Source organism: Streptomyces sp. RPA4-2 (genome assembly GCF_012273515.2).
Lineage (GTDB): Bacteria > Actinomycetota > Actinomycetes > Streptomycetales > Streptomycetaceae > Streptomyces > Streptomyces kaempferi.
Genome location: NZ_CP050975.2, coordinates 6,907,867 through 6,932,265 on the forward strand (window position 1 = coordinate 6,907,867; position 24,399 = coordinate 6,932,265).

Genomic DNA, 24,399 nt, shown 5'->3' on the forward strand with positions numbered 1-24,399 from the left:
GATCGTGGAGACCACTGGGGGAAAGCACCACGAAGAAGGGGGGCCGCCGATGGGCTGGCACCAGGAGCTGCTGATCGGCTTCGACCTGGAGACGACCGGGACCGATCCGCGCGAGGCGCGCATCGTCACGGGCGCCGTGATCGAGGTCAAGGGCGGAGAACCGCTGGGGCGCCGGGAGTGGCTGGCCGATCCGGGCGTACGCATCCCGGCGGACGCGGTGGCGGTGCACGGGATCTCGAACGAGCGCGCGACCGCGGAGGGCCGCCCCGCCGACCAGGTCGCCGACGCGATCGCCGAGGTCCTCGTCGGGTACTGGAAGACGGGCGTCCCGGTGGTCGCGTACAACGCCGCCTTCGACCTGACCCTGCTCTCCGCCGAGCTGCGCAGGCACGGGCTGCCCTCGCTGCGCGAGCGGCTCGGCGGCAGCGACCCCGCCCCGGTCATCGACCCGTACACGATCGACCGCTCCGTCGACCGCTACCGCCGCGGCAAGCGCAACCTCGAAGCGGTCTGCACGGAGTACGGGGTGGAGCTGCGCGCGGCCCACGACGCCTCGGCCGACGCCCTCGCCGCGGCCCGGCTCGCCGGGGCGATAGCCGGCCGGCACCCGAAGGTCGCGGCACTCGGCCCGGCCGAGCTGCACCGCCGCCAGATCGAGTGGTACGCCGAGTGGGCGGCGGACTTCCAGAACTTCCTGCGCCGCAAGGGCGACGCGGACGCGGTGGTCGACGGCACCTGGCCCCTGCGGGACCTGGCCGGCGAGCGGGTCTGACGCCCCGCCCGAACCGGGACCTGCGGTGCTTGGCAGGGGTGTCGGCCGAGGCGGGCCGGCAGGTCCGATCCCGGGAGCTGCGGTGCTCGGCACGGGTGTTGGCCGAGGTGGGCTGTCAGGGTCCGAGTCCGGGACTTGGGGTGCTCGGCGCGGGTGGCACCTTTGGTGGGGCGGACGGCCGGAGCGGGGGCTTGCGGTGTTCGGCGGGGGTGTTGCCTGAGGCGGGCTTAAGCAGGTCTGAGTCCGGGACTTGCGGTGCTCGGTTTGGGTGTCGGGCGAGGCGGCTTGCAAGGTCTGAGTCCGGGAGCTGCGGTGCTCGGTGCGGGTAGCAAGTCGGGCGGGCAGGGCGGCCGGAGCGGGAACCCTCGGTGCTTGGCACGGGTGGCGGTTCAGGCGGGCCGGCAGATCCGAGTGGCGGTCTGCGGAGGTCGGACGGGTGCCGGCTCAGGTATGCCGGCCCGAGTGGGGAACCACCGGTTCAGAACGGGTACCAGCGCACCGACTCGTCCCCGTCCCGCAGTGACGCCACCCGCCGTTCGAACTCGGCCAGCGCCTTGGGGTTGGCCGGCGCGTGCTGGGCCACCCACGCGCAGCTGGCGGTCTCCCGCGCACCCCGCAGCACGGAACAGCCCTCCCATGCGCGCACGTCCCAGCCGTAGACCCGGGTGAAGGAGTCGTACGCCTCGGCGGGCATCCCGTAGCGGTCCCGGGAGAGCGCCATGACCACCAGGTCGTGCTCGCGCAGATCGGCGGAGAAGGTCTCCAGGTCGACCAGGACCGGGCCGTCGGGACCGACATGGACGTTGCGCGGCAGCGCGTCCCCGTGGATCGGACCCGGGGTCAGGTGCGGAGTGAGCGCGGCGGCGGCCGCCGCGAAGCCGTCGCGCCGGGCGCGCAGATAGGCCGCGTCCTCCGGGTCGATCGCGTCGCCCGCGAGACGCAGCCAGCGCTCCACACCGCCCAGCAGCTCGCGGGGCGGCAGGGAGAAGGAGGGCGAGGGCAGCGCGTGCACCACCCGGAGCAGTTCGGCCAGATCGCGCGGTTCGGCCGGACGTACGGGCTCGGGCAGCCGGTGCCACACCGTCACCGGATGACCGTCCACCAGCAGCGCCCCGGCCTCGGCCGCCCGCACCGCGGGGACGTCCGCCTCGGCGAGCCAGGCCGCGACGGCCAGCTCCCGCCGGGCGCGGTCGAGGAGTTCGGCGTCCCGCCCCACCTTGACCACCAGGTCACCGGCGGCGAACACCGCGTTCTCACCCAGCGCGAGGAGCGTGGCCTCCCCGGCCGGCCCCGGCAGTACGTCCGCCGCGGCCAGTACGTCCCGCGCCCGTGCCTCGTCCATGCGTCGCCTCCGTCTCCTCGCGCGGTGCCCGCGCGGTCCTCGCGTCCGCGCTGCACGGTCCGCACGGGGCCGTCGCGCACGGCGTCGCGTTCACGCCATCCGCCGCCAGTCTCGCATTCGCACAGGTCGCGCCATGTGCACGGTGTCTTGACGGTGCCCGCCGCCTTCACGACCATGACGAGGGCCGCCGGGACGGCCGGATCCGTACGACCCGCCCGAAGGAGCCGTGTCCATGACCTTGGCGAGCGCGACGAGTCGGCCGGCCGGGCACACGTCCCGCCGGGGCGGTGACCGGCGCCCCCTCGACCACGGAGCCTGGTTCCTGGTGCTGCCCGCGCTGATCCCGATCCTGGTGCTCAGCGTCGGACCGCTGCTGTACGGGATCGCACTGGCGTTCACCGACTCCCAGTCGGGCCGCACCGCCCCCACCCGCTGGATCGGGGGCCTCAACTTCCAGGACCTGCTGCACGACACCCTGTTCTGGGACTCGTTCCGGATCGGTCTGCTGTGGGCGGTCGGGGTGACCGTGCCGCAGTTCCTCCTCGCACTCGGACTCGCCCTCCTGCTCCACCAGGAGCTCCGCTTCCGGTGGCTCGCCCGCGCCCTCGCGATCGTCCCGTGGGCCATGCCCGAGGTGGTCGTCGGCATCATCTGGCGGCTCGTCTACAACCCCGACGCGGGCGTCCTCAACGAGACGCTGCGCGACGTCGGCCTCGGCGACGGCCGCGACTGGCTCAGCGGCCTCGGCACCGCGCTGCCCGCGGTGATCGTCGTCGGTGTCTGGGCCGGCATGCCACAGACCACGGTCGCGCTGCTCGCCGGACTGCAGAACACCCCGCGCGAACTCCACGAGGCGGCCGTGATGGACGGCGCGGGTGCCTGGCGCCGCTTCCTGACCGTCACCTGGCCCGCCCTGAGACCGGTCGCGCTCGCCATCACGGCGCTCAACCTGATCTGGAACTTCAACTCCTTCGCCCTGGTCTACGTGCTGACCAACGGCGGCCCCGGCGGCCGTACCCGGCTGCCGATGCTCTTCGCGTACGAAGAGGCCTTCCGCTACGGGCAGTTCGGCTACGCGGCGGCGATGGGCTGTGTGATGGTCGCGGCGGTCGCGGTGATCCTCGCGATCCGGCTGGCGGCCCGGCTGGGCGGAGGTGAGGACGCGTGAGGACCCGCAAAGGAGTCCGCGCGGGCCAGTACCTCGCGCTGCTGGGCTACCTCGTCTTCCTGGGCTTCCCCTTCCTGTGGCTGATCTCCACCGCGTTCAAACCGGCCCGCGAGCTGGCTTAAGCCTCCACCCCACCTGGATCCCCCGGCACCCCACCCTCGCCAACTTCCGGCAGGCCTTCGACGAGCAGCCCCTGCTGCACGCCGCGCTCAACTCCCTGCTCGCCGCGCTCGGCGCGGCGGTGATCGCCGTACTGATCGCGACCCCGATGGCCTACGTCATGGCCCGCCGGCGCACCGCGCTCGCGAAGGCCGCCACGGGCTGGGTCGTGGTCAGCCAGGCGTTCCCGTTCGTCCTCGTGATCATCCCGCTCTTCCTGATCCTCAAGAACCTCCACCTGATCGACTCCCGCGCCGGGCTGGTCATGGTGTACGTCGTGTGGGCGCTGCCGTTCGCGCTGTGGATGCTGGTGGGCCACGTACGGGCCGTGCCCACCGAGCTGGAGGAGGCCGCCGCGGTCGACGGGGCGGGGCGGGTGCGCACGCTGGTCTCCGTCACCGCGCCGCTGCTCGCGCCCGGCATCGTGGCGACGGCGCTCTTCGCCTTCGTCAGCGCGTGGAACGAGTTCTTCTTCGCGCTCGTCCTGCTCAAGACGCCGCAGAAGCAGACACTGCCGGTCGTCCTGACGCACTTCATCGGGGCGGAGGGGGTCGCGGACCTCGGGCCGCTCGCCGCGGCGTCGTTCCTCGCGACCCTGCCGTCGCTGGTCGTCTTCGCGGTCATCCAGAAGCGGATCACGGGCGGCATGTTCGCCGGGGCGGTGAAGAGCTGATGCGGACGAGACCGTCGGTGCGCACGAGACTGCTGGTGGCCCTGGCCGTCATCGGCCTGCTGCTCACCTCCTGCACGGCCGGCGGGGGCGGACCGCGAGGAGTGATCACCCTCCGTTTCCAGTCCCTCGCCTGGCAGCAGGAGTCCGTCACCGCCAACAAGGAACTGGTGAAGGAGTGGAACGCCGGCCACCCGGACGTCAAGGTCGAGTACGTGCAGGGGAGTTGGGACAGCGTCCACGATCAGCTGCTCACCTCCTTCGAGGGCGGTGAGGCGCCGGACATCATCCACGATGCCTCGGACGACCTCGCGGACTTCGCGTACGGCGGCTATCTCGCGGATCTGCGCGGTCTGTTGTCCGAGCGGCTCACGTCCGACATCCCGCGGCGGAGCTGGGAGGCGGCGACCTTCGGGGGAGGGGTCTACGGCGTGCCGTTCCTCCAGGAGCCGCGCGTCCTGATCGCCGACGCCGACCGGCTGAAGAAGTCCGGCGTCCGCGTCCCGACCCCCGAGAGGCCATGGAGCTGGGGCGAGTTCCGCACGATCGCGAAGCGGCTGAGCGGCAAGGGCACCTACGGTGTCGCGTGGCCGCTCAAGGAGCCGGTCTCCGCGACGCTCAACCTCTCCCTCTCGGCGGGCGGCCGGCTGTTCCACCGGGGCCCGGACGGCAAGGTGACCGTGCGCTTCGACGCCGCCGACGCCGTCGTTCCGAGGACCGTGCACGACGAGGTGAACACGGACGGGAGCGCGTCGGGCGCGACGCTCGGCATGGGCGGTTCGGACACACTGCCCGGGTTCTTCGGCGGCAGGTACGCGATGGTGCCGCTCGGGTTCTCCTACCGTCAGCAGATCGCGCAGCAGGCCCCCAAGGGCTTCCACTGGCAGGTGCTGCCCGCCCCGGCCGGCGCGGACGGCCTCACCCAGGGGGTGAGCCCGCAGACCCTGTCCGTCGCGGCGGACAGTCCGCACAAGAAGGAGGCCGCCGCGTTCGTCGACTTCCTGCTCCGGCCGAAGAACATGGTCCGGCTCGCGCTCGGGGACTGGATGCTGCCCACGGGAACGCGGGCCCTGGAGGACCCCGCCCTGCACACCGCCAAGGACGGCTGGGCGACGGGCACCGCCCTCGCCTCGCACCTCCGCCCGGCGCCCGCCCAGTCCGTGCGCGGCTACCCCGAGTGGAAGGACAAGGTCGCGACCCCCGCCTTCCAGGAGTACTACAGCGGAGCGATCGGCCTGGCGGAACTCCGCAGACGACTGGTGAGGGACGGCAACCTGGTGCTGGCCCGCTACCAGCGCTGACCGGCGCTGACCGGCGGGGTCCGGGAGGGCCCGGCAGCCGGTGCCGCGCGTGATTGAGGTTGCACGATACGTATCGTCTCGCCTACGGTCGGGGCATGACCACCCGACGCGCCCACATCGCCATGTTCTCCATCGCCGCCCACGGGCATGTGAACCCGAGCATCGAAGTGATCCGGGAGCTCGTCGCGCGCGGGCACCGGGTCACGTACGCCGTTCCGCCCGCCTTCGCCGGGATGGTCGCCGCGACGGGGGCGGAGCCGAGGACATGGCACTCGACGCTGCCGACCGACGACGACCCGGACGCGTGGGGGACCGAGACGATCGACCACCTCGAACCGTTCCTGGCGGACGCTCTGCAGGCCGAGCCGCAGCTCGCGGCGGCCTACGAGGGTGACGAGCCGGACCTCGTGCTGTACGACATCACGGCCTACCCGGCCCGGGTCCTCGCCCACCGCTGGGGTGTTCCGATCGTGCAGCTCTCCCCGAGCATGGTCGCCTGGGAGGGGTACGAGGAGGAGGTCGGCAAGGCGGTCTTCGAACCGCTCAAGGGGACACCGCGCGGCCGGGCCTTCTACGAGACCTTCGCCCGCTGGATCGCCGGAAACGGCATGGACCTGAGCGTCGAGGACTTCATGGGCCGCCCCGACCGCTGCCTCGTCCTCATCCCCCGGGCCCTGCAGCCGAACGCCGACCGTGTCGACGAGGGTCGCTACACCTTCGTCGGCGGCTGCCAGGGCGACCGTGCCTCGCAGGGGGACTGGCGGCGGCCCGCGGGCGCGGAGAAGGTGCTGCTCGTCTCGCTGGGCTCCAGCTTCACCAAACAGCCCGGGTTCTACCGCGAGTGCGTGAAGGCCTTCGGGGGTCTGCCGGGCTGGCATGTCGTGCTGCAGATCGGCAGGTTCGTCGACCCCGCGGAGCTGGGGGACGTGCCGGGCAACGTCGAAGTACGCCAGTGGGTGCCCCAGTTGGCGGTCCTGCGTCAGGCCGACGCCTTCGTCACGCACGCCGGTGCGGGCGGCAGCCAGGAAGGCCTGGCCACCGGCACACCGATGGTCGCCGTACCGCAGGCCGTCGACCAGTTCGGCAACGCCGACATGCTCCAGGCGCTGGGAGTCGCCCGCCACCTACCGATGGCGGAGGCGACGGCCGGCACCCTGCGCGAGGCGGTCCTCTCCCTCACCGGCGACCCCGAGGTGGCGCGCCGCCTGCGGGACATCCGCGAACAGATGGCGAAGGAGGGCGGAACACGCCGGGCGGCCGATCTCATCGAGGCCGAACTGCCCACGCCCGCTTAGGACGAGGGGGTCCCGCACCGGATACGCGCCGGCGTGCGGGGGCGGCGTCGGTCCGGAGCGCCCCCGCGCCAGGCCCCCGCTCAGCCGCGTCAACAACCCCGCGGGTCGATGCACCTAGCGGATGAGGGTCGTCTTCGGGCGGACCACGCAGAACTCGTTCCCCTCCGGATCGCGGAGCACGGTCCACGACTCACCGCCGCTCTGTCCGACATCAGCCCTGGTCGCGCCGAGCGCGAGAATGCGCTCGATCTCGGCCTCCCGGTCCTCCGCGGCGGACGTCAGATCAAGATGCAGACGGTTCTTGACGACCTTATGGTCCGTCACCGGCATGAAGCAGATGCCCACCGGCGCGGTTTCGTCCGGTCCGATCACGACCTCCCGCTCCCGTTCGGAAAGGATCCGCCAGTCCAGCACCTCGGCCCAGAACCGGGCCAGGGCGGGCAGGTCATGGGCGTCGATGACGATGTGATGCAGCGAGGCGGGCATGTCCGCCAGTGTGCCCGGTAGCCGCCGAGGTCGCGCACGGCGCGGACCGTGTGCCGCACGAACAGCACGAACAGCACGAACAGCACGAATGGCATGAACGGCATGAACAGCACGGGCAGCACGGACAGCACGAACCGCCCGGATCGGCCGGGCCGTCCGTCCGTTCGGGGCCGCCCGCGCGAAGGGCCCGTCGGTCCCTCCCCGGTGGGGACCGACGGGCCCTGTCGCGGCCGGAGTTACACCCCGGCCCGTTCGTCCTGCCTGGCGGGCGGCAGCGTGGCCCCCGGTGACTCGTCGTGGGTGAGGTCCGGAAGGCGGTTCAGCCACTTCGGCAGGTACCAGTTGCGCTCGCCGAGCAGAGCCATCACGGCCGGCAGCAGCACCCCGCGGATGATCGTCGCGTCGATGAGCACCGCGGCCGCCAGGCCCACACCCATCTGCTTCATGGACTGCATGGACAGCGTCCCGAAGATCGCGAAGACGGCGACCATGATGACGGCGGCGCTGGTGACGACACCGGCCGTGGTGACCACCCCGTGCCGGATCGCGTCCTTGGTGTCACGCCCCCGCAGCCGCGCCTCACGGATCCGCGAGACCACGAACACGTGGTAGTCCATCGACAGTCCGAAGAGGATCACGAAGAGGAACAGCGGCAGCCAGGTGACGATGGCGCCCACCCCCTCCGCGCCCACCAGCGAGGCGCCCCAGCCGTGCTGGAAGACGGCGACCAGGATGCCGTAGGCGGCCGCGACCGACAGGAGGTTGAGCACGATCGAGGTGATCGCGATCGTCAGCGAGCGGAACGAGAGCAGCATCAGCAGGAAGGCGAAGACGACCACGAACGCGAAGACCGGGGTCACCGAGCCCACCAACTGGTCGTTGAAGTCGTGCGATCCGGCGACCTGCCCGGTGATCGGCGCCTGCACCCCGTCCACCGTGCCGAGCGTCGCGGGCCGCACCGTGTCGCGCAGCAGCTCCAGGCTCCTCTCCGCCTTGTCCTGGTCGGAGCCGCCCACGAGCGGGACGTAGACGAAGGCGACGTTCTGCGCCGCGTGCACCTTGATGTCGACGGGGCCGCGCGAGGCACCCGAGGAGATCGCCCGGGTACGGAAGTCGGCGAGCGCGGACCGCACGTCGGCGGCGTTGATGTCGTGCGCCTTGACGACCACCTCGGCCGGCTCGGAACCGCCCGGGAAGGCGTCGTTGACCCGGTTGTACGTCCCCACGATCGGCAGCGAGTTCCCGAACTCCTTGTCCAGCGTGAGCTGCTGGGTCTTCATACCGAGGGCGGGGGAGGCGATGGCGAGCAGCACCCCGGCCGCCACGACCAGGGAGATTCCGGGCCTGGCGAGCACGACCCGCAGCACGGCACCCCAGAAGCGGCTGCCCTCCTGACCCGGCCGGCCGTTGCCCCGGCGGCCGCCCGTGCCCCGCTTGTCCGGGTGCAGGAACGGGATGCGGCCCTTCTCCACTCGCTCCCCGAGCAGCGACAGCAGCGCGGGCAGCACGGTGACCGAGCCGACCATGGCGACCGCCACGACCATCAGCGAGGCCAGCCCCATCGCCTCGAACTCGGCGAGTCCGGTGAAGAGCATGCCGGCCATCGCCACGCAGACTGTGACACCGGAGACGACGATGGCCCGGCCACTGGTCGCGGCGGCGATCCGCAGGGCGGTCTGCGCGTCCCGGCCGGCCTCGCGCTCCTCGCGCTCACGGCGCAGATAGAACAGGCAGTAGTCGACCCCGACGGCCAGACCCACCAGCAGCATCACGGAGTTGGCGGTGTCGCTCATCGGCTGGAGATGGCTGACGATGCCCATCAGGCCCATCGTCGCGACGATCGCGGTGACCGCGAGCGCCACCGGGAGCAGTGCCGCCACCAGCGCGCCGAAGGCGATCAGCAGGATGCCGAGAGCGACGGGCACGGCGGAGAGCTCGGCCTTCTGGAAGTCGTCGCCGAACGCGTCGTCGAAGGTCTTCTGCATGCTGGCGCCGCCGATCTCCTCGATCCGCAGCCCCGTGTGCTCCTTCTGCACCCCCTTGACGGCGTTCAGCACCGGCGCGACGCGATCGCCCGCGGTCTCCGAGTCGCCCCGCATGTCGAACTGCACGAGGGCGCTGCGGCCGTCCTTGGAGATCGTCTTCGTGTCGTACGGCGAGGTCACGTCCGTGACCTTGCCGGTCGCGCCGACGGCATCGACGACGGCGGCGACGGCGCCGCGGAACTCGGCGTCCGTGGAGGTGACGTTCCCGTCCTTCGCCTGGATCAGGACGCTCTCACTGGAGGGTTCCTTGATCCCCGAGTCCTCGATGATCTTCGCGGCGGTGTGCGTCTCGCCCTTGAGCTGATCGCTCTCGTTGACGTCCACGCGGCCCGCGGCCGAGCCGAGCCCCATCGCCAGTACGACGAACAGCACCCAGATTCCGACGGCGGCCCATCGGTGCCGGGCGCTCCAGCCGCCTGCCCGCGCGGCGATGCCCCGCACCCGTATGTCTCCGTTCCCCATGACGGGCCAGCCCCCTTGTGCGCGGTGACAGCCCCCTGCCGCCACCTTCCGTTATGAAGGTATGGCCCGGACAAGACCGTCTCCTCGTACTGCCCGGTGAACCGTCCGGCCCCCGGCTCCTCCCCGCGGACCCCGCCGTCTCCGCACTGGGGAGGATAGAAGCCCCTTACATACGAGGAGGGTTCTCGGGGATCGGGGTCAGGGTGCGGGTGTTGGTGCGGATGCGCCGGACGGCCGTCCTATGGTGAACGGATGACGACGACGTACGCGGCGCTGCTGCGCGGGATCAACGTGGGTGGCAACAAGAAGGTGCCGATGGCCGAGCTCCGTACCCTCCTGCAGGGACTCGGCCACGGCGGTGTGGGCACCTATCTCCAGAGCGGGAACGCCGTCTTCTCCGCCGACCGCGGTGACGAGGACTCCCTGGCGGCCGAGTTGGCCGACGCCGTCGAGAAGCACTTCGGCTTCACCGTCGGCGTGCTGGTCCGCGACCACGCCTACCTGAGGGCCGTGCGGGAGGCGTGTCCATTCCCGGCCGCCGAACTGGAGGCCAAGCAGCTGCACGTCACCTACTTCTCCGCCCCGGTCGACCCCGGACGTTTCGCGTCGGTCGACCCGGCGGCCTTCCTGCCGGAGGACTTCCGGCTCGGCGACCGCGCCCTGTACCTGTACGCCCCTGACGGCCTCGGACGCTCCAAGCTGGCCGAGGCCCTGGCCAAGCCCAGGCTCCTCAAGGGTGTCACCGCCACCACCCGCAACTGGAACACCGTCGTCAAACTCGAGGAGCTGACAGGTGCCTGACCACAATCCCGCCGTGGAGGCGGCCATCGAGGGCGAGCTGAGCCTGCTCGACGCGGAGGTCCGCCGCTCGGCGGAGCGGCTGGGAGCCCTGCTGCACCCCGGCTTCCACGAGTTCGGCTCCTCGGGCCGGCTGTGGGACCGCGCCTCGATGCTCGTGCATCTCACCTCGACGACGCGGCCGGGGTCACGGCCCATCACCGCCTCCCGCATGAAGGGCGTCCAGCTGGCGCCGGACCTGGTCCACATCACCTTCGACACGGAGGGCGACAACGGACGTCTGGTGCACCGGAGTTCGCTGTGGTGGCGGACGGCCGACGGCTGGCGTCTGTACTTCCACCAGGGCACCCCGTTCAGTGCGGAGCCCTCGGACACAGAGTGACCTCCCGCGCGTCCCGACAGGCGGTGTACGCGGCGACCCCGCCCGGGACGGTGAGGCGCGGAACCCGGGGCCCGGCCGTCCCGGGGCAGCGCCTCGGCCCCGTCGCGGCCGCCAGGGGGCGGGGTCAGCCCAGGGCCCGCATGTCCTCGGCGGTCAGCCGCACCGCGGCCGCGTCGAGGTTCTCCTCCAGGTGGACGAGCGACCCGGTGCCCGGCGTAGGGCAGAGCACCGGGGAACGGTGCAGCAGCCAGGCGAGCGCGAGCTGGCCCGGCGTCGCCCCGTGCGCGGCGGCGATCTCCGCGCGGGCCGTCGCCGCGGTGAGTGAGCCGTTGCCGAGAGGGAACCACGGCAGAAAGGCGATACCGCGCGCCTCGCACAGCTCCAGCAGCGGCTCCGAAGCACGGTCCAGCAGGTTGTAGCGGTTCTGGACCGCGGCGATGTCGGTCAACGCCAGTGCCGCTTCCAGCTGTTCGGCGGTCACGGTGTCGAGCCCGATGTGCCGGATCTTGCCCTCGGCGCGCAACTCGTCGAGCGCGCCGAGCTGTTCGGCCATCGGCACCCGCGGGTCCAGGCGGTGCAGCTGGTACAGGCCGATCGTGTCGAGCCGCAGCCGCCGCAGACTCGCCTCGCACATCGCCCGCAGCGTCTCCGGCCGCCCGGACACGTGCCACGCGCTGTCGCCGGTACGGACGACGCCGCCCTTGGTGGCGATCAGCAGATCCCCGGGGTAGGGACGGAGGGCCTCGGCGATCAGCTCCTCCGCAACCGACGGGCCGTAGTTGTCGGCGGTGTCGATCAGCGTGACCCCGCGCTCGACGGCCCGCCGCAGTACGGCCACCGCGTCCCGGGTGTCCCCCCGCGGGCCCCAGTAGCCCGGTCCCGTCAGCTGTGCCGTGCCGTAACCGAGCCTGCGTACCGGCAGCTCCCCGCCGAGCGTGAATCGTTGCGAAACCATCCGACGGAGGGTACAGACACCGGTGCGGGACGACTGTGCGAGGCTCGTCCCATGCGTTACGTCATCATCGGAGCGGGAGCCGTCGGCGGCGCCATCGGCGGCCGGCTCGCCGAAGCGGGACACGACGTCGTCCTGGTCGCGCGGGGCGCGCACCACGAGGCGCTGCGTGCCTTCGGACTGCGCCTCATGACCGCGGAGGGCACCCGCACCCACCTGCTGCCCGTGGTCGACGAGCCCGCGGCACTCGGCGCGCTGCGTGCCGACGACGTCCTGCTGCTCGCCGTCAAGACGCAGGACAGCGAGGCGGCCCTGGCGGCCTGGGGTGCGGCCCCCGTGGTCGGCGGCGGTACGGCCGCCGAGCGACTTCCGCTGGTCTGCGCGCAGAACGGCGTGGAGAGCCAGCGCCTGGCACTGCGCCGGTTCCGGCGGGTGTACGGGGTCTGTGTCTGGCTGCCCGCCACCTTCGTCGAACCCGGCGCCGTGTCGGCGGCCGGCACCCCCCTCACCGGCATCCTGCACCTCGGCCGGTATCCGCACGGCACGGACGAGACGGCCCGCCGGATCGCCGCCGACCTGGAGAAGTCCCGTTTCGAGGCGCCGGTGGTGCCGGACGTGGCGCGCTGGCAGTACGCCAAGCTGCTCGGCAACCTCGCGAACGCGATGGAGGCGGTCAGCGGCCCGGTGACCGGCGAGGAGGGCCTGGAGCTCCTCGGACGGGTGCGCGCGGAGGGCGAGGCGGCGCTCGCAGCCGCCGGGATCGCGTACGTGAGCGAGGAGGAGCAGCGGCGGGTCCGCGGCGACAGGATCCGCCTCCGGCCCTTCGACGGCTCCCCACGCCGTGGCGGCTCCTCCTGGCAGTCCCTCGACCGCGCCACCGGCACCATCGAGGCCGACTACCTCAACGGCGAGATCGCTCTCCTGGGCCGGCTGCACGGCGTACCGACCCCGCTCAACGACCTGCTCCAGCGGCTCGCGAACACCTTCGCGCGCGAGCGCAGGGCGGCGGGGTCGATGCCGGTCGCCGAGCTGGTGCGGCTGGCCGGGGAGGCCGTCGCGTCGGTTGGCGAGGAGCGGCCACCGCGTCCCTGAGGGCTCTCCCGTCATGGCCGGTGGAACGGCGCGCGGCGTCGGACGCGGTGCCTCGCCGGGCGGAGGGCAGCCCTCATGCGGGGCGATCAGGGCGACCCGGCAACGCGCCGAGATGCCGTGGCCGGCGTCGTGCGCCCACCGGGGATCACGGGAGGGACAGGCCCTGGCCGAGCCACGAAGTCCCCCGGTCGGCAGCGTTCGCGGCGGCGCGTGCCTGCCCGGTCAGGGACGGGGCGCCGCGTCCCAGCTGGCCAGGATGGGCAGGACGCGGGCGGTGGGAGAGTCGGGCTCCGTCGTGTAGACCACCAGCCGCTGGTCCGGCTCGTGCGGCGCGCGGACGATCTCGATGTCGAAGGACATCGGGCCGGCGGCGGGATGCTCGACGCGTTTGGTCACCGACGCGTAGTCGCGGACGGTGTGGTCGTCCCACCACCGGGCGACATCACGGTCGGTGACGCGCAACTCGTCCACCAGCGTCGTGAGGAGGCCGTCGTACGGTCGTCGGGCGATCTCCCTGCGCATCGTGGCGACGGTGGCCGAGGCGAAGTCGGCCCAGTTCACGATCCGCTCGCGGGCGGCCGGGTCCTGGAACATGAAGCGGACGAACGACGTCCCGGGCTCCAGCTGACGGCCCAGTACCGCCGTCAGCAGGTTGTTGCGGGCCAGGACCTCGCAGCGGTGGCCGAGCAGCAGCACCGGGACATGGTCGAGCGTGCGCATCAGCCGCAGCAGCCCGGGATCGGGGCGCTGGGCCGCCTGCGGGCTCGCGGTGCGGTGCCGCGCGGTGGGTGCGGCGAGGTCGTGAAGATGCGCGCGTTCGACCTCGTCGAGGCGCAGTGCGCGGGCCAGCGCGTCGAGCACCTCGGTGGAGATGTTGGCCTGGCGTCCCTGTTCGAGGCGGCTGTAGTAGTCCGGGCTCAGGCCGGCCAGCACGGCGAGCTCCTCCCGCCGCAGCCCCGGCACGCGCCTCGCCCCGGGGAAGGCTTCGATGCCCGCCTGGGAGGGGGTGAGGCGGTCCCGGCGGGAGCGCAGGAACGCTCCGAGCGCGGAGCGGTCGCGTGACATTCCTCCAGGGTAGGCGAGCCGTCGAAGCCCTGGGTGGTCCTGCCGTGCCCAGGTCCGTCCTGTCCTGGCCCGACATCCGGGACCGCCTTAGAAAGGGACTCATGAATTCTTCACTTCACACGAACGACAGCACCCCTACCGTCCCCGGCTCCCGGCTCACCGGCCGTACCGCCGTCGTCACCGGCTCGACCAGCGGGATCGGCGAGGCGATCGCCCGCGTCCTGGCCGCCGAGGGCGCGCACGTCGTGGTCAGCGGCCGGCAGCGGACCAGCGGCGAGCGGGTCGTCAAGGAGATCGTCGGCGCGGGCGGCCGCGCCGACTTCGTGGCGGCGGACCTGGCAGGCGGCTACGAGCAGCTGCGGGCCTTCGCCGCACAAGCCACGGAGGTGCTCGGCGGCCGGGTCGACATCCTGGTCAACAACGCCGGCATCTACCCGGCGACACTGACCGAGGACCTCCCGGACAACGACCTCGATGCCATGCTCGCGGTCAACATCCGCGCCCCGCACGTCCTGGTCGCCGCGATCGCTCCGGCCATGGCCGAGCGGGGCGCGGGCGCCATCGTCACCATCGGCTCCTGGATGGCCCGTCTCGGCACTCCCTACGGCGCGATGTACAGCGCGACCAAGGCCGCCGACGAGCAGCTCACCCGGAGCTGGGCCGCGGAGTACGGGCCGCGCGGCGTGCGGGTCAACACCGTCGCGCCCGGAGCGACCCTCACGCCCGGCAACGAGCGGGCCCGCGCCGAACTCGACGCCATGACCGCCACCACTCCGGCAGGCGTCGTCGTCCGGCCGGAGGACATCGCCAAGGCAGTCCTGTACCTCGCCGGCGACGACGCGGCCATGGTCCACGGCGTCACGCTCTACGTCGACGGCGGCATCTCCGCCACCCGCGCGGCCTGATCCCGGGGCCGCCGGGGATCAGGCCGGCAGGACCACGCCCGAGCCGACAGGCCCACCGGCGACGTCGCGCCTGGCCGGGCCGGGAGGCCTGACGGACGCCGCGTCGAGCCAGTCAGCTCAAGGCTTGCGCGGCGCAGAGGCTGTCGTCCGACGCCACCACGTGCCGCCCACGGGGAGCGCCCACGCGTACGGCGGACACGGTCTACGCGCCGACGGCGGCCAGTGCCGGCAACCGTGCCTGGTCGTAGCGCTCCAGCAGCACCCGGGCCACCTCCGGCGCCGGGCCCAGCACGTCCGCCAGTACGTCCGCCCCGGCCGCGCCCCGGGCGATCCGGTCCGGCAGGAAACCAGGGGCGAGGACATAGGGCGCGACGGCCACCCGGGCGCAGCCGAGCGCACGCAGCTCGCGTACCGCGTCCTCGGTGCGGGGGAGGGCGGCGGAGGCGAACGCGGGCCGCACGGCGCGCCAGCCGGTGCGCCGCCACTCCCGCGCGATGTCCGTGATCACCGCGATCGCCTCCGGGTCCGTGGACCCCGCCGAGGCCAGTACGACCCCGGTCGAGGACTTGTCGGCAGGGGTCAGCCCCGCCTCGTACAGACGCCGCTCGAGCGCGTCCGTCAGGAGCGGTGACGGGCCCAGCACCGGCGCCTGACGGATGCGCAGCCGCGCGGGGGCCTGCCGCAGCACCGCCGGGATGTCCGACTTCGCGTGGAAGGCGCGGGTGAGCAGGAGCGGCAGCGCCACCACGTCCCGTACGCCCTCCGCCGCCAGCGACTCCAGCACCCCGTTCACCGACGGGACGTTGAAGTCCAGGAAGCCGGTCTCCACGCGCAGGCCGGGCCGCCGCGCCCGGACCCGCCGGACGAGGGCGTGGACCGTCGCGGCATGGCGCGGGTCGCGGCTGCCGTGGGCGATGACGAGGAGGACCGGGCGGTGCATGAGCGGCTCAGCTCCTCACGAGGAGACCGCGACCGCGCAGCACCCGCCGTTCCAGGGGGCTGAAGACGATCAGGTCGATCGCGATACCGACGAACAGGATGAGGAAGATGGCGAGGAACACCATCGACATGGAACTGGCGTTGCGGCCGTTCTCCAGCAACTGGCCGAGTCCGACGCCCAGATCGGGCGAGGACGCGATGATCTCGGCGGCCATCAGCGAGCGCCAGGAGAACGCCCAGCCCTGCTTCAGACCCGCCAGATAGCCCGGCAGCGCCGCGGGCATGACGATGTGCCAGGTGCCGCGCAGCCCGGTGGCACCCAGCGTCCGCCCCGCGCGCAGGAACAGCGGGGACACCTGGTCGACACCCGAGACCAGGCCGTTGGCGATCGAGGGGACGGCGCCGAGCAGGATCACGGCGTACATCATCGAGTTGTTCAGGCCCAGCCAGATCACGGCCGGCGGCACCCAGGCCACCGAGGGCAGGGACTGCAGGCCGGACAGGACCGGGCCGATCGCGGCGCGTACGAACCTCACCCGCGCCACCAGCAGACCCAGCGGCGTGCCGATCACCAGCGCCAGCAGGAAGCCGAGCAGGCCCCGGGAGACGCTGGTCCAGACGTAGTCGAGCAGTGTTCCCTGCAGCCACGCGGTCTTCGCCTCGTCCCAGACGGCCGAGGGCGAGGGCAGCTTGCTGGGGTCGGTGACGATGTCGAAGGAGACCAGCGACTGCCAGACCACCAGCACCAGCGCGACGGCGACGAGGGGCGGCAGGACCTTCGCGACGAAGATCTGCCGCAAGGAGGCCCGGTCCGTGTGGACCGCGGTCTCCAGGGCATCGAGGCCCGCGAGGTCGTTGTCCGCCCTGACGGCCGCGTCGTCCTTGGTCTCAGTGCTGGCCATGACGGCGGATCTCCCCACGCAGTTGTTCGGTGATCTCGACGGACAGCTCCGCCACGGCGGTGTCCTCGATGCGGCGCGGCTGCGGAATGTCCACGGCCCACTCGTGCGCGACCCGTCCGGGGCGCGAGGAGAGGAGCACGACGCGCTGCGCGAGCCGTACCGCCTCGCGCACGTTGTGCGTGACGAAGAGGACCGACACCCGCGTCTCCCGCCAGATCCGGGTCAGCTCGTCGTGCAGGACGTCCCGTGTGATGGCGTCCAGTGCCGCGAACGGCTCGTCCATCAAGAGGAGTTCGCTGTCCTGGGCGAGCGCGCGGGCCATCGCGACGCGCTGGCGCATCCCGCCGGACAGCTCGTGCACCCGCTTGCCGTACGCGCCCTTCAGCCGTACGAGTTCGAGCAGCTCCTCCGCCCGGTCGCGGCGTTCGGACTTCGCGACGCCCCGCAGACGCAGGGCGAGTTCGATGTTCTTGCCCGCGGTCAGCCACGGGAAGAGGGCGTGCTCCTGGAACATCAGGGCCGGGCGCCCGTTGGTCGTGATGCTGCCCGTGGTCGGGGCGTCGAGCCCCGCCACCAGATTGAGCAGCGTCGACTTCCCGCACCCCGAGGCCCCCAGGAGGGTGACGAACTCGCCCGGTGCGACATCGAGGGTGATGTCGTCGAGGACGAGCTGGGGTCCCGCCGGTCCGGCGAAGGACTTCGACACGTGCTCGATCCTGGCGGCGTGGTCGACTGCTTCGACGCTGTCGACGCTGCCGGCGGTCTTGGCGAAGGTCGTGGCCATGGTCGTCACCTCCTGGGAACTCATCGGGATACAGCCCTACTTGACGCCGAGACCGGCGTCGTCGACGGTGCTCTCGCCCGCTGCCTCGAGGACCTTGTTCAGCAGGGTGAGGTCGTAGATACCGGTCAGGGTGGGCTTCTCCAGCAGGCCGGCCTTCACCGCATGGTCCGCCTCGGTGCTGAGGGTGGACGCCAGCGGGTCATCGGTGACCTGGATGGACTTCCAGGCCGGATCGAGCACCTCGGCCGGCAGGGCCTTGCCGGAATCGGCCTCCAGCTGCTTGTTCGCCGCCGCCTTCGCCTCGTCCGGGTTGGCGTTGATCCACTTGTTGGTGTCGACGGAGGCCTTCAGCACGGCCTCGACGGCCTTCGGGTGCTCCTTGAGGAACTTCTGCGACACGATGATGTTCGTGATCACGAACTTCTTGTCGGGCCACAGGTCCCGCTCGTCGAGCAGCACCTTGCCGCCCTCGGCGACCAGCTTCGACGCGGTCGGCTCCGGCACCCAGGCGCCGTCGATGGAGCCGGACTTGTAGGCGTCCGGGGTGATCTTGTTGTCCGTGCGGACGACCGAGACGTCGCCCTTTCCGCTCTGCGGGTCGACCTTCCAGCCCTGCTCCGCGGCCCAGTTGAGGAACGCGACGTCCTGTGTGTTGCCGAGCTGCGGGGTCGCGATCTTCTTGCCCTCGACGTCCTTCAGGGACTTGATCTTCTTCGGGTTCACCACCAGCTTCACGCCGCCGGACGCCGAACCGCCGATGATGCGCAGGTTCTTGCCGGCGGACTTGGTGTAGCCGTTGATGGCCGGCGAGGGGCCGATCCAGCCGATGTCGATCGAACCCGAGTTCAGTGCCTCGATCTCGGAGGGACCGGCGTTGAAGATCTGGTACTTGGCCTGGGTGGCGCCGAGCTCCTTCTGGAAGTAGCCCTTCTGGTTGGCCACGAGCGCGGTCGCGTGCGTCAGGTTGCCGAAGTAGCCGATCTTCACGGCGTCGAGGCCGTCGATCTTCTTGGACCCGGCGGCGACCTTCGCCTTCGAGCTGTCGCCCTTGGACTCGGAGCCGTAGCTGCACGCGGCGAGGGCGAGCAGCGGGAGTGCGACGGCGGCGGCTATGCCACGGCGTGCGAGGGTGGAGCGGATGGCAGGCACGGGAGGCTTTCCTCTCGTTGGCCCGGCGGTCACGTTGTCAGTTCGTGGCCGGGAGGTCGGCAGGTCTTCGGACGCTCAGGCTGTGGGGGGACGGGGCGCGCAGGCAGTGCGCGTACGTCAGACCGCACATCGCGCCACCCCGCCCTGCCCGCTGCCGAGGGCGCCGCTGCCGACGCGGCCGCCCTCCTTGGCGAACGTGGAGTAGAAGTCGGTGGACGTCATGTCAGAAGTCCCACCCGTCGTCGTCGCCCTCGTTCTTGACCGGCTGGGGCGCGGCGAAGGACTCGCCGACCATGCCCGCGGTGAGCGTGGTGCCGTCCGAGGGGTCGATCAGGATGAACGCGCCGGTGCGCCGGGAGTCGGCGTACGAGTCGAGCGGGAGCGGCTCGGCGGTACGGATCTTGACGCGGCCGATGTCGTTGGCGACGAGCCGGCCCGGGTGCGGGTGCAGCGAGAGGTCGTCCAGCGTCAGCCGGGACGGGATGTCCTTGACGATCGCCTTGACCGTGCGGGTGCCGTGCTTGAGCAGGACCCGGTGGCCGACCGTGAGCGGCTGGTCCGCCACATGGCACACGGTCGCCTCGACGTCCTGCGTGGTCGGGGGCGCGTCCTTGCTCGGTACGAGCAGGTCACCGCGCGAGATGTCGATGTCGTCCGCCAGCAGGAGGGTCACCGACTGCGGGGTCCAGGCGATGTCGACCGGCGTGCCCAGCAGATCGATCCCGGCGACCTTCGAGGTGCGCCCGGACGGCAGCACGGTCACGCTCTCCCCGACGCGGAAGGTACCTGCCGCGATCTGGCCGGCGTACCCCCGGTAGTCGGGGTGCTCGGCGGTCTGCGGGCGGATCACGTACTGCACGGGCAGCCGCGCGTGGCAGTGCGCCAGGTCGTGGCTGACCGGGACGGTCTCCAGGTGCTCCAGGACCGTCGGGCCGCCGTACCAGTCCATGTTCGCGGACGGTTCCACCACGTTGTCGCCGGCGAGCGCCGAGATCGGGATCGCGGTGATCTCGGGGACGCCCAGCTCGGAGGCGTACGCCGTGAACTCCTCGGCGATCGCCGCGAAGACGGACTCCCGGTAGTCGACGAGGTCCATCTTGTTGACGGCGAGGACGACGTGCGGGACGCGCAGGAGCGCGGCGACGGCGGCGTGGCGCCGGGTCTGCTCGATGACGCCGTTGCGGGCGTCGACCAGGACGACGGCCAGGTCGGCGGTCGAGGCGCCGGTGACCATGTTCCGGGTGTACTGCACATGGCCCGGGGTGTCGGCGAGGATGAACCGGCGGCGCGCGGTGGCGAAGTACCGGTAGGCCACGTCGATCGTGATGCCCTGCTCCCGCTCGGCGCGCAGGCCGTCGGTGAGCAGCGCGAGGTCGGGGGTGTCCTGGCCGCGGTCGGCCGAGACCCGCTCCACGGCCTCCAGTTGGTCGGTCAGGACCGACTTGGAGTCGTGCAGCAGACGGCCCACGAGCGTGGACTTGCCGTCGTCGACGGAGCCGGCGGTGGCGAAGCGCAGCAGCGTGGTCGCCGACAACTGCTCGACCGACAACGGCTCGGTGGGTTCGGTGGCGCTCGTCATGACTAGAAGTACCCCTCGCGCTTGCGGTCTTCCATCGCGGCTTCCGACATCTTGTCGTCGGCGCGGGTGGCGCCCCGCTCGGTGAGCCGGGAGGCGGCGATCTCGGTGATCACGGCGTCCAGCGTGGTCGCGTCGGAGTCGACGGCGCCCGTGCAGGACATGTCGCCGACGGTGCGGTAGCGGACCTGCCGCTTCTCGACCGTCTCGCTCTCCTTCGGGCCGCCCCACTCGCCGGCGGTCAGCCACATGCCGGCGCGCTGGAAGACCTCGCGCTCGTGCGCGAAGTAGATCTCGGGGAGTTCGATGTGCTCGCGGGCGATGTACTGCCAGACGTCCAGCTCGGTCCAGTTGGAGAGAGGGAAGACGCGGACGTGCTCGCCGGGGGCGTGGCGCCCGTTGTAGAGCTGCCACAGTTCGGGACGCTGGCGGCGCGGGTCCCACTGGGAGAACTCGTCGCGCAGGGAGAAGACGCGTTCCTTCGCGCGGGCCTTCTCCTCGTCGCGGCGTCCGCCGCCGAACACGGCGTCGAAGCGCTCCGACTGGATCTTCTCGGTCAGCGGCACGGTCTGCAGGGGGTTGCGGGTGCCGTCCGGACGCTCCTTGAGGACACCGCGGTCGATGTAGTCCTGTACGGAGGCGACGTGCAGGCGCAGGCCGTGGGCGGCCACCGTGCGGTCGCGGTACTCCAGGACCTCCGGGAAGTTGTGTCCGGTGTCGACGTGCAGCAGCGAGAAGGGGACGGGCGCGGGGGCGAAGGCCTTCAGCGCCAGGTGCAGCATGACGATGGAGTCCTTGCCGCTGGAGAAGAGGACCACCGGCCGCTCGAACTCGCCCGCGACCTCGCGGAAGATGTGCACCGCCTCGGACTCCAGCGCGTCCAGGTGCGACAGCGCGTAGGGGCCGGCGTCCCCCGAGTCGCCGGCCGCCTCGGACACAGTGGCTGCGGTCGTCATGCGAGACCCCTCTCGGTGAGCAGCGCATGCAGCGCGGCCGCGGACTCCTGCACGGACTGGGTGTGCGACTCGATGCGCAGATCGGGCGACTCGGGCTCCTCGTAGGGGTCGTCGACGCCGGTCAGCCCCGAGATCTCGCCCGCGGCCTGCTTGGCGTACAGCCCCTTCACATCACGTACCGAGCACACCTCGACCGGAGTCGCCACGTGCACCTCCACGTACGCGGTGCCACCGGCCCGGTGACGCCCCCGTACCGCCTCCCGGCTGTCCGCGTACGGCGCGATGACCGGCACCAGCGCCTTGACGCCGTTGCGGGAGAGGAGTTCGGCGAGGAAACCGATGCGCTGCACGTTGGTGTCGCGGTCGGCGCGCGAGAAGCCGAGGCCCGACGAGAGGAACTCGCGGACCTCGTCGCCGTCGAGCACCTCGACGCGGTGGCCCTCCTCGCGCAGCCGGCCGGCCAGCTCGTACGCGATGGTGGTCTTGCCGGCACTCGGCAGACCCGTGAGCCAGATAGTGGCTCCGGTCACTTGGTTCTCCTGGTTCTCCGCGATCTCGGTCATGGTCAGCCGTGCAGCCCGCACTCGGTCTTGGAACGTCCCGCCCAGCGGCCGGCGCGCGCGTCCTCGCCCTCCAGAACGCGGCGGGTGCAGGGCGCGCAGCCCACGGAGGCGTAACCGTCCGTCAGCAGCGGGTTGGTGAGCACGCCGTGCTCGGCGACGTAGGCGTCCACGTCGTCCTGCGTCCAGCGGGCGATCGGCGAGATCTTGACCTTCCGCCGCTTCTCGTCCCAGCCCACGACCGGGGTGTTCGCCCGGGTCGGGGACTCGTCACGGCGCAGCCCCGTCGCCCAGGCGTCGTACGACGTCAGGCCCTCTTCGAGAGGCTTGACCTTGCGCAGGGCGCAGCACAGGTCCGGGTCGCGGTCGTGCAGCGCGGGCCCGTACTCGGCGTCCTGTTCGGCGACCGTCTGCCGGGGGGTGAGCGTGATGACGTTGACGTCCATCACCGCCTCGACCGCGTCCCGGGTGCCGATGGTCTCGGGGAAGTGGTAGCCGGTGTCGAGGAAGACGACGTCGACCGGACCGCGGGCGGGGCGGGCACGGGAGGCGAGATGGGCGACGACCGCGTCCTCCATCGAGGAGGTCACGCAGAACTTCCCGCCGAAGGTGTCCACGGCCCACTGGAGGATCTCCAGGGCGGACGCGTCCTCGAGGTCGCGCCCGGCCTGTTCGGCGATGCTCCTCAAGTCCCGGGTGTCCCGGTCTTCCTGAACGGTTGTCATATCTCGTCCCCTCCGCCTTCGTCGCGCCGGACGTTCCCCTGGTGAGAGGCGCGGTTCACGCCCTGGGCCAGCAGCCCGAGGAACTTCAGCTGGAAGGCTCGGTTGCACGCCGCGCATTCCCAGGCGCCGTGGCCCTGTTCGCTGGGGCGCAGATCCTCGTCTCCGCAGTACGGGCAGTAGAACGGTGCGGCACGCTCGCTCATGTCAGGTCCTCCTCGGAGGCCCGGGAGGCCCAGGCGGCGAAGCGCTCGCCGTCCGTGCGCCCCGCCTGGAAGCGCTTGAGGACCCGCTCGACGTAGTCGGGCAGCTCGTCCGAGGTGACCTTGAGGCCGCGGACCTTGCGGCCGAAGCCGGCCTCCAGGCCGAGCGCGCCGCCCAGGTGCACCTGGAAGCCCTCGACCTGCCGGCCCTGGTCGTCGAGGACCAGCTGGCCCTTGAGACCGATGTCCGCGACCTGGATACGGGCACAGGCGTTCGGGCAGCCGTTGACATTGATGGTGATCGGCTCTTCGAACTCGGGGAGACGCCGTTCGAGCTCGTCGATGAGGGAGGCACCGCGTGCCTTGGTCTCGACGATCGCGAGCTTGCAGTACTCGATACCGGTGCAGGCCATCGTGCCGCGCCGGAAGGAGGACGGCCGGGCGGTCAGGCCGAGGGCTTCGAGACCCTCCACCAGCGAGTCGACCCGGCTCTCCTCGACGTCGAGCACGATCATCTTCTGCTCGACGGTGGTGCGCAGCCGGCCGGAGCCGTGGGCCCCCGCCAGCTCGGCGATCTTGGTGAGGGTGGTGCCGTCCACCCGGCCGACGCGCGGGGCGAAGCCGACGTAGAAGTTGCCGTCCTTCTGCCGGTGCACTCCGACGTGGTCGCGCCAGCGGGCGACGGGCTGTTCGGGTGCGGGGCCGTCGACCAGCTTGCGCTCCAGGTAGTCGTCCTCGAGGATCTGGCGGAACTTCTCCACGCCCCAGTCGGCGACCAGGAACTTCAGGCGGGCGCGGGTGCGCAGCCGGCGGTAGCCGTAGTCGCGGAAGATCGAGATGACGCCCTCGTAGACGTCCGGGACCTCGTCCAGCGGGACCCAGGCGCCGAGGCGCTGGCCGATCTTCGGGTTGGTGGAGAGACCGCCGCCGACCCAGAGGTCGAAGCCGGGACCGTGGTCCGGGTGGTTCACGCCGACGAACGCGATGTCGTTGATCTCGTGCGCGACGTCCAGCAGCGGCGAGCCGGAGATCGCGGACTTGAACTTGCGGGGCAGGTTCGAGAAGTCCTTGTTGCCGATGATCCGGCGGTGGATCTCGTCGAGCGCGGGGGTGCCGTCGATGATCTCGTCCTCGGCGATCCCGGCGACGGGCGAGCCGAGGATGACGCGCGGGGTGTCACCGCAGGCCTCGGTCGTGGACAGGCCCACGGCCTCCAGACGGTTCCAGATCTCCGGGACGTCCTCGATGCGGATCCAGTGGTACTGCACGTTCTGCCGGTCGGTGAGGTCGGCGGTGCCGCGCGCGAACTCCTGCGAGATCTCGCCGATGACGCGCAGCTGGTCGGTGGTGAGCCGGCCGCCGTCGATACGGACGCGCAGCATGAAGTACTTGTCGTCCAGCTCCTCCGGCTCCAGGATCGCGGTCTTGCCGCCGTCGATCCCGGGCTTGCGCTGGGTGTACAGCCCCCACCAGCGCATCCGTCCGCGGAGGTCGTTGGGGTCGATCGAGTCGAAGCCCCGCTTGGAGTAGATCGTCTCAATGCGTGTCCGCACATTGAGACCGTCGTCGTCCTTCTTGAACTGCTCGTTTCCGTTGAGCGGGGTGAAGTGACCCACGGCCCACTGCCCCTCACCGCGGTGACGGCTCACCTTGCGGCGGGGCGCGGCGTCGGGATTCTGCGGGGTGGCGGCCATGGTCGATACGTCCTTCGGGA

Annotated in this window: 23 protein-coding genes and 1 pseudogene; 9 read left to right on the forward strand and 15 right to left on the reverse strand. The window is 71.5% G+C overall.

The window, feature by feature from the left end:
• Window positions 1-49: 49 nt before the first annotated feature.
• Complete coding sequence (locus HEP85_RS30205) at window positions 50-772, forward strand: 3'-5' exonuclease (RefSeq protein WP_356012529.1); 723 nt, start codon at window positions 50-52, stop codon at window positions 770-772.
• 478 nt (window positions 773-1,250) lie between these two features.
• Here the strand turns inward: HEP85_RS30205 and HEP85_RS30210 are convergent, their stop codons facing one another.
• Window positions 1,251-2,114 carry an aminoglycoside phosphotransferase family protein gene (locus tag HEP85_RS30210; protein ID WP_329291147.1) on the reverse strand — a complete coding sequence of 288 codons (864 nt, stop codon included), beginning with the start codon at window positions 2,112-2,114 and terminating at the stop codon, window positions 1,251-1,253.
• Between the two features lie 232 nt (window positions 2,115-2,346).
• Between HEP85_RS30210 and HEP85_RS30215 the strand changes: the two genes are divergently transcribed.
• The 4 genes and pseudogenes from HEP85_RS30215 (at window position 2,347) to mgt (ending at window position 6,707) form a co-directional block, all read left to right on the forward strand.
• Window positions 2,347-3,282, forward strand: coding sequence for a carbohydrate ABC transporter permease (locus HEP85_RS30215; RefSeq protein WP_168530711.1), 936 nt, complete (start codon window positions 2,347-2,349; stop codon window positions 3,280-3,282).
• Window positions 3,279-4,114: pseudogene (locus HEP85_RS30220) on the forward strand (carbohydrate ABC transporter permease). The gene HEP85_RS30215 and the pseudogene HEP85_RS30220 overlap by 4 nt, the downstream one beginning before the upstream one ends.
• Window positions 4,115-4,131: 17 nt before the next feature.
• Window positions 4,132-5,412 (forward strand): ABC transporter substrate-binding protein, encoded by a 1,281-nt coding sequence (locus HEP85_RS30225; protein ID WP_211118094.1) that lies wholly within the window; start codon window positions 4,132-4,134, stop codon window positions 5,410-5,412.
• A 95-nt stretch (window positions 5,413-5,507) separates the two neighbouring features.
• Window positions 5,508-6,707, forward strand: coding sequence for a macrolide-inactivating glycosyltransferase (gene mgt, locus HEP85_RS30230; protein ID WP_168530714.1), 1,200 nt, complete (start codon window positions 5,508-5,510; stop codon window positions 6,705-6,707).
• 114 nt (window positions 6,708-6,821) lie between these two features.
• Here the strand turns inward: mgt and HEP85_RS30235 are convergent, their stop codons facing one another.
• Entirely contained in the window at window positions 6,822-7,193 is a 372-nt protein-coding gene (locus HEP85_RS30235) for a VOC family protein (RefSeq protein ID WP_168530715.1), read from the reverse strand.
• 236 nt (window positions 7,194-7,429) lie between these two features.
• Window positions 7,430-9,700, reverse strand: a complete 2,271-nt coding sequence (locus HEP85_RS30240; protein WP_168530716.1) for an MMPL family transporter — start codon at window positions 9,698-9,700, stop codon at window positions 7,430-7,432.
• A 252-nt stretch (window positions 9,701-9,952) separates the two neighbouring features.
• Here HEP85_RS30240 and HEP85_RS30245 point away from each other — a divergent pair, with 252 nt between their 5' ends.
• Both HEP85_RS30245 and HEP85_RS30250 read left to right on the forward strand, forming a co-directional pair.
• Window positions 9,953-10,501 carry a DUF1697 domain-containing protein gene (locus HEP85_RS30245; protein WP_168530717.1) on the forward strand — a complete coding sequence of 183 codons (549 nt, stop codon included), beginning with the start codon at window positions 9,953-9,955 and terminating at the stop codon, window positions 10,499-10,501.
• The gene (locus HEP85_RS30250) at window positions 10,494-10,880 is read left to right on the forward strand and encodes a DUF4440 domain-containing protein (protein ID WP_168530718.1); all 387 of its coding nucleotides are present in this window, start codon (window positions 10,494-10,496) and stop codon (window positions 10,878-10,880) included. Before HEP85_RS30245 ends, HEP85_RS30250 begins: the two co-directional genes overlap by 8 nt.
• Before the next feature lie 124 nt (window positions 10,881-11,004).
• Here HEP85_RS30250 and HEP85_RS30255 read toward each other — a convergent pair whose 3' ends face one another.
• Window positions 11,005-11,835: an aldo/keto reductase gene (locus tag HEP85_RS30255; RefSeq protein WP_168530719.1), complete on the reverse strand. Its 831-nt coding sequence runs from the start codon at window positions 11,833-11,835 to the stop codon at window positions 11,005-11,007.
• A gap of 51 nt (window positions 11,836-11,886) precedes the next feature.
• On the opposite strand from HEP85_RS30255, the gene HEP85_RS30260 reads away from it, so the two are divergent.
• On the forward strand, window positions 11,887-12,924 hold the full coding sequence (locus HEP85_RS30260) for a 2-dehydropantoate 2-reductase N-terminal domain-containing protein (RefSeq protein WP_329527676.1): 1,038 nt from the start codon (window positions 11,887-11,889) through the stop codon (window positions 12,922-12,924).
• Between the two features lie 222 nt (window positions 12,925-13,146).
• Here HEP85_RS30260 and HEP85_RS30265 read toward each other — a convergent pair whose 3' ends face one another.
• Entirely contained in the window at window positions 13,147-13,989 is an 843-nt protein-coding gene (locus HEP85_RS30265) for a helix-turn-helix transcriptional regulator (RefSeq protein ID WP_168530720.1), read from the reverse strand.
• 101 nt (window positions 13,990-14,090) lie between these two features.
• Between HEP85_RS30265 and HEP85_RS30270 the strand changes: the two genes are divergently transcribed.
• Window positions 14,091-14,894 (forward strand): SDR family NAD(P)-dependent oxidoreductase, encoded by an 804-nt coding sequence (locus HEP85_RS30270; RefSeq protein WP_168530721.1) that lies wholly within the window; start codon window positions 14,091-14,093, stop codon window positions 14,892-14,894.
• A gap of 202 nt (window positions 14,895-15,096) precedes the next feature.
• On the opposite strand, the gene HEP85_RS30275 is transcribed toward HEP85_RS30270, so the two are convergent.
• The 10 genes from HEP85_RS30275 to HEP85_RS30320 form a co-directional block, all read right to left on the reverse strand.
• A complete protein-coding gene (locus tag HEP85_RS30275) occupies window positions 15,097-15,834 on the reverse strand; it encodes a sirohydrochlorin chelatase (protein ID WP_329527679.1) in 738 nt (245 codons plus the stop codon).
• Between the two features lie 7 nt (window positions 15,835-15,841).
• Window positions 15,842-16,735: an ABC transporter permease gene (locus tag HEP85_RS30280; RefSeq protein WP_168530722.1), complete on the reverse strand. Its 894-nt coding sequence runs from the start codon at window positions 16,733-16,735 to the stop codon at window positions 15,842-15,844.
• Window positions 16,722-17,519, reverse strand: a complete 798-nt coding sequence (locus HEP85_RS30285; RefSeq protein ID WP_168530723.1) for an ABC transporter ATP-binding protein — start codon at window positions 17,517-17,519, stop codon at window positions 16,722-16,724. Before HEP85_RS30285 ends, HEP85_RS30280 begins: the two co-directional genes overlap by 14 nt.
• A gap of 36 nt (window positions 17,520-17,555) precedes the next feature.
• Window positions 17,556-18,668 carry an aliphatic sulfonate ABC transporter substrate-binding protein gene (locus HEP85_RS30290; protein WP_168530724.1) on the reverse strand — a complete coding sequence of 371 codons (1,113 nt, stop codon included), beginning with the start codon at window positions 18,666-18,668 and terminating at the stop codon, window positions 17,556-17,558.
• 223 nt (window positions 18,669-18,891) lie between these two features.
• Window positions 18,892-20,247, reverse strand: a complete 1,356-nt coding sequence (locus HEP85_RS30295; protein WP_168530726.1) for a sulfate adenylyltransferase subunit 1 — start codon at window positions 20,245-20,247, stop codon at window positions 18,892-18,894.
• A 2-nt stretch (window positions 20,248-20,249) separates the two neighbouring features.
• On the reverse strand, window positions 20,250-21,200 hold the full coding sequence (gene cysD / locus HEP85_RS30300; protein ID WP_168530727.1) for a sulfate adenylyltransferase subunit CysD: 951 nt from the start codon (window positions 21,198-21,200) through the stop codon (window positions 20,250-20,252).
• A complete protein-coding gene (cysC, locus tag HEP85_RS30305) occupies window positions 21,197-21,763 on the reverse strand; it encodes an adenylyl-sulfate kinase (protein WP_168530728.1) in 567 nt (188 codons plus the stop codon). The genes cysD and cysC overlap by 4 nt, the downstream gene beginning before the upstream one ends.
• Before the next feature lie 2 nt (window positions 21,764-21,765).
• Window positions 21,766-22,485: a phosphoadenylyl-sulfate reductase gene (locus tag HEP85_RS30310; protein ID WP_168530729.1), complete on the reverse strand. Its 720-nt coding sequence runs from the start codon at window positions 22,483-22,485 to the stop codon at window positions 21,766-21,768.
• Window positions 22,482-22,688, reverse strand: coding sequence for a hypothetical protein (locus HEP85_RS30315; protein WP_168530730.1), 207 nt, complete (start codon window positions 22,686-22,688; stop codon window positions 22,482-22,484). The genes HEP85_RS30310 and HEP85_RS30315 overlap by 4 nt, the downstream gene beginning before the upstream one ends.
• On the reverse strand, window positions 22,685-24,379 hold the full coding sequence (locus HEP85_RS30320; protein ID WP_168530731.1) for a nitrite/sulfite reductase: 1,695 nt from the start codon (window positions 24,377-24,379) through the stop codon (window positions 22,685-22,687). Before HEP85_RS30320 ends, HEP85_RS30315 begins: the two co-directional genes overlap by 4 nt.
• Window positions 24,380-24,399: the final 20 nt, after the last annotated feature.